General features: G+C 49.7%; 3 protein-coding genes. All 3 read right to left on the bottom strand.

What is annotated here, in order from left to right:
* Positions 1-75: 75 nt before the first annotated feature.
* Positions 76-1,917, bottom strand: a complete 1,842-nt coding sequence (locus AZ66_RS26475; protein WP_082061752.1) for an ABC transporter ATP-binding protein — start codon at positions 1,915-1,917, stop codon at positions 76-78.
* The gene (locus tag AZ66_RS26470) at positions 1,914-3,725 is read right to left on the bottom strand and encodes an ABC transporter ATP-binding protein (protein WP_044357638.1); all 1,812 of its coding nucleotides are present in this window, start codon (positions 3,723-3,725) and stop codon (positions 1,914-1,916) included. The genes AZ66_RS26475 and AZ66_RS26470 overlap by 4 nt, the downstream gene beginning before the upstream one ends.
* 312 nt (positions 3,726-4,037) lie before the next feature.
* Positions 4,038-5,343 (bottom strand): thioesterase domain-containing protein (locus AZ66_RS26465; protein ID WP_044357637.1); only part of this gene is annotated, 1,306 nt, incomplete at its 5' end.

Raw genomic sequence — 5,343 nt, 5'->3', positions numbered from 1 at the left:
TGTGGAAAGGAACCTTGATTCATAGGATCGAAGGTTCCTTTTCCTTGTATGATCTGACATTCCACAGCAAAGGAGTTATGCCTGTCCTTGGAGGCTTGCATAATAGGTGCCATGTTGAAGTAAGCTTCGGTGCGTGCCATGCTCCGCAACGGCTCCCTCCTTCATGACGAAGATAATATCCGCATTTTCCACGGTCGACAAGCGGTGGGCAACCATGATGGTCGTCCTCCCCTGCATCAACTGCTGCAATGCCTTTTGCACCCAGTGCTCCGATTCCGTATCAAGCGCCGACGTCGCCTCATCAAGGAGCAGGATCGGTGCATTTTTGAGCAATGCTCGTGCAATTGCGATCCGCTGGCGCTGCCCGCCGGACAAGGAGGCGCCCCGCTCCCCTACTGAAGTCTGATATTGATCTGGCAGCTCCTCAATAAAATGATGGGCGTATGCGGCTTGCGCTGCAGCCACCACTTCCTCATGAGATGCTTGCGGGTTGCCGTAGCGGATATTCTCTTCGATTGTTCCGCTGAACAAAAATGCTTCCTGCGGCACATAGGCAATCAATCTGCGAATTTCCTCCAGCGTATAGTGCCCGAATGATTTGCCTAGGAGACGAACATCTCCTCTTTCAACCGGATAAAATCCGAGCAATAGCTTGATCAGTGTGCTCTTCCCACTGCCGCTGGCGCCAACGATAGCTGCTACTTGTCCCGGATATACCTTCATCGAGACTTGGGATATGGCTGTTTTTCCAGCAGCATAGGAGAATTCAACATCATCTAGTTCGAGCATCGGTGCTGCCGTGTTGGTATGACTATCGATGTCGTCGGCCTTTTCAATTGTACCAGTTTGTTTCACAGTGTCGTTGTTCAGATCAGGTCTAAGGGTCATATCACGTATGCCATCATCGCTCTTGATCCCACTGCCGAATCTCACCGGCTCTTCTTCTTCATGAAGCAGCTCCTGAACACGTCTTGCACCAGCCAATGAGTTTTGGATAAGCGACATCGTAGTGCCGACATTCATGAACGAATGAGTCAAGTGAATTTGCAGTACGGCCAATGCCGCTACCGTCCCCATTGTAATGAACCCGTATGCATACAGCAAACTCCCAATAACAATAATTCCGCAAAACGTAATGTAACTGACGAAATGATTGACCGCTGCGAGCAGACCCTTCTTATGGGCAATTTGACTCGATAGTTCCGTTACTTGCTCGTTCAGCGCTTCATATTGTCCATAGATCGGCTGAATGCGGAACAGCTTTACCAACTGAATCCCTCCAAGGAAATCGGAGAATTTCTCAGTCAGCTTAGCGGTCACATGCAATTGGCGATCATATAGATTCCGCACCGTATTTACGAATCGCGAGCTAATATAGAAGGATAAGAGCAGCACGAGTAAAGAAACGCAGGCAAATTGCCAGTGCAGCGCGAACATCATGATGATTGAACCAAAACTAATCATAATCTCGAGCAGCATGGCGAACAGGATGCCGCAGTAGGTCACTTCCAGTGTCGACACATCATTATTCATCCGGGACAGCAGCTCGCCGTTGTGAGTTCGCTCTAGCATTGACATTCGCAGGCTGCACATCTTCCGATACAAGCGCTCACGTATGTTCGCCAGCGTCAGTTCCACACTTCGATGGAACAAATACGTGAACGGCGGAGCTATCAGGTTCAATAGCAGGATGGAGCCCCCCAAAATGTACAGTCCTCCATACATAAGGGATATATCATTTGACTCGGCATAATTAACTAGACTCTGCACTAACAAGCTGAAGGATAAAATAAACAGGGTGTTTACGGCGCCGCTCGCAATCATACCAATGTAATAATGCAGCTTGTGCTTTTTGCTCATGAAATTCATCATGCCGACTATTTCTTTCCCGTATGAAATCATGTCAGATAGTTTCACGTGCAGGCCACCTCCTCCCGCCCTGATGGCTCAGCAGAGAATTGTCGATGATATAAGCTGGCGTAAGCGCCGCCCTTGTCCAATAATTCATCGTGCGTTCCCGCTTCGACGATCCCTCCGCCTTCCATCACCCATATTTCATCTGCGTGTTGAATGGTTGACAAGCGATGCGCGATGACGATCGTTGTTCGGTCTTTCATGAGCGTGTCGAGCGCTTGTTGAACGAGATGTTCAGACTCCGTATCCAAGGCAGATGTCGGCTCATCGAGCAGCAGTATAGGCGCATCCTTCAAGATCGCTCGCGCAATCGTAATTCGCTGCCGCTGACCACCTGACAGCAAGCCTCCACGCTCTCCGACCTCCGTCTGATAGCCATCCGGGAGTTCCATAATAAAAGAGTGCGCATGAGCAGCCTTAGCTGCCTCGACAATATGATCAAACGCAGCATTAGGCCTGCCGTATCCGATATTGTCGGCTATCGTTCCGCTGAACAAGTAGGAATCCTGCGTGACGACAGACAGGTTCGAACGCAACTCTTCTGGATTCCAATCCGATACGGAATGTCCATATACGCGTATCGTTCCTCCGTTGCTAGGCAATGAATAAAATCCACATATCAGCTTTATTACAGTGCTCTTCCCGCCACCGCTGGCGCCGACTAACGCCACGGTCTTCCCCCGCTCCACCGCGAAATTCAAATTTCGAAGCAATAGCGGTGAATCCTTCTCATAGGCAAAGCTAACCTGTTCAAAGGCGATCGGCATTTGATCCCGTATGCCACCATCATTCAAACTGTCGTCTGCAAGCTTCTCTCCTTGCTGTTCGGCAGGTTGGGACGCAACATCATAGATCCGCTTCAATGCACCGCCCATCTCGAACGTATGTGTGATAAGTGTAGGAATGTTTTGCAGCGGCTCGAGACATAGATTGAGCAGGTAAAGAAATGTAATCAGCTCTCCTGTGCTGAACGAGCCTTGTGAAATTAAATAACTTCCATATAGAACGGAAAAGATGACCGGACTCATCATAAGCGTAAATAAGATTGGCGTAATGATGGCTTCTCTTTTGCTGACGGCAAGCTTCTTGAGTAGGGTGAGCTGCAGCAGCGATTGATAGGAACGGAACAACAAGCCTTGCAGCAAATAGCTTTTGACAAGCACCATGCCGTTCAATGTGTCCTGCACGATGGCATTCATCTGTCCCGTGCTCTCCTGTGCTTCTTCTGTCAATTGCTGCAGCTGCTTGCCAATCCACTGAGATACGAATAAAGAAACTGGCACAAGTAATATGCTTAGCAGCACAAGCTCCCACCGGATCCAGAGTAAATAAGCAAAACATCCGATAAACAGCAGAGGATGATAGAACCATTGCGGCAAGTCGCGTATCATGAACTGGTTTATGATTTGCATGTCATTTGTGAATCGTGAGACCATATCACCCGAGTGCTGCTTATCCAAATAATGGACAGGAAGCTTCCCGATATGACGCATCATAGAGTTGCGTACATCCCGCATTGCACGGGCGCTCCCTTTTTCAACCCCGAATGTCATCATGTACTTCGCGGGAACGCCTACTGCAATAACGACAAGCACCATATACACGGTATTGACGACTACCTGCCCATCCCCTCGTTCAGCCTTGGCGGTCAGTTGTTGAATCAAACTGCCCGTCCATATTTCGATCAACGCCGCAGTAATGGCACATAGCATACCAGCAATTAACCAGCCCTTGTGCGACTTCGCGAATGATACTAGCCATGCCACGGACTTCCATAGGGTAAACACACCTTTTTCTTTTCGCTGCTTCACGATACGGTCTCCCCTTTTTGTCCCATAGTCGCGGCACCGCTCACAAACTGCCCCCTTCGCCAGCATTCAAGCTTTGCCTCGACGAAGTCGAGCAGTCTGTGCGCATAAGCAGGCTATGAGCATCAGTTGGCCTGTGTACTTCAGTTAGCTGTGTACTTGTTAGCTGTGTACTTGTTAGCTGTGTGTATCAACAAGCTGTATGCATCAGCGTCCTTTGTACTTCAGCAGTCTGTGTGCATTCAGCACCTTATCGCCAACTGGTGCAGACTTGCAAGCATGCCTTTCTTCATCAAGTGCCAGAAATCTGTACAACTAGTGGGTAACCATTGTTTGCTCGAGAATATGTCGAATGATTGCTTGCATGACGTTAGCGTTCGCTTCTAAGAAAGGCGGTTGAAGCACATCTTCGTGCACACCGCGGAGGTTGTATTCCACATACCTGCCGCGAGTAGCCTCCTGCCATGTTGCGAGCTGCTCCCCATCTGCCTGGTTCACCTCGGATGGCTCCGCCATCAGTGCATGAATATTGGCATCGATGATATCGGAGTTAACGAGTTCAGTCGCGTACGACCAGTACGCCCTCATCTTGTTCTTCACCTGATCGCGGAGAAGCGGATGGTGAACCAGCATTTCTTTCAGCTCCTCCACACCATCAATCATCTGATCAATGTCGCCGTCGAATTCGTCTACTTCATGCACCTTCAGCTTCCGCAAGGAATCAATCATGATGACATCCGATACCGGATACCCTCTGGACTCCAGCGCTTTCGCAACCTCGAACGTCAGGTTGCCGCCTAGAGAATAACCGAGCAATACAAATGGCGGCTGCGGTTGAACAGCAAGGATAGCATCTACGTATCGTTCAAGCAGTTCCTCCCGAGTATCAGCATCATCGATAAAGTCGATGCCATGCAGGATGCAGTGATGATCCAGTTGCTTAGCCAGCTCCAAGTAGCTGAGACCGTAGCCAAGTCCCGGAGGGAAGCAGAAGACAGGGATATGACCGTTTTCGTTCAATTTCATAAAATGATTTCCTGCCTTGCCTGCAAGTTCGGATTTCAACATCTCGTACGCCATCGCTTCAATTGTCGGTTCCCGGAATACGCTGTGAATTGGGATTTCAACCTCAGTCTCGGTATAGACACGCTCTACAAGCTTCATCAGGCTTAAGGAATGTCCGCCAAGCTCGAAGAAATTATCCTTAACGCCTACCTGACCAAGCCCGAGCACCTCCCTCCATATGTGAGCGAGCAGTACTTCTTGTGGCGTGCGTGGAGCCACGTATTCCGAAGCCGCCTGCACATGCAATTCAGGAGCCGGAAGTGCCTTCCGGTTCACCTTGCCGTTCGGTGATAATGGAAGCTTATCGAGCTGTACGAAGTAGGATGGAAGCATGTATCCCGGGAGCTCCTGAGCCAAAGCTATCCGCATCTCACCAGCCGTAATCGGACGACCTGCTACATAGTAAGCGCATAGGCGCTTCTGCCCGTCACTTTCCTCCCTGACGATGACCACAGCTTCTTGGATTGCCTCAAGGTCTAACAGATGAGCTTCGACCTCACCAAGCTCGATTCGATAACCACGTATTTTCACCTGATCGTCTATCCGTCCCACATAC

Origin of the sequence: Paenibacillus sp. E194 (assembly GCF_000935845.1) — a bacterium.
Lineage (GTDB): Bacteria > Bacillota > Bacilli > Paenibacillales > Paenibacillaceae > Paenibacillus_B > Paenibacillus_B alvei_B.
This window is presented reverse-complemented; position numbering and strand designations above follow the sequence as displayed.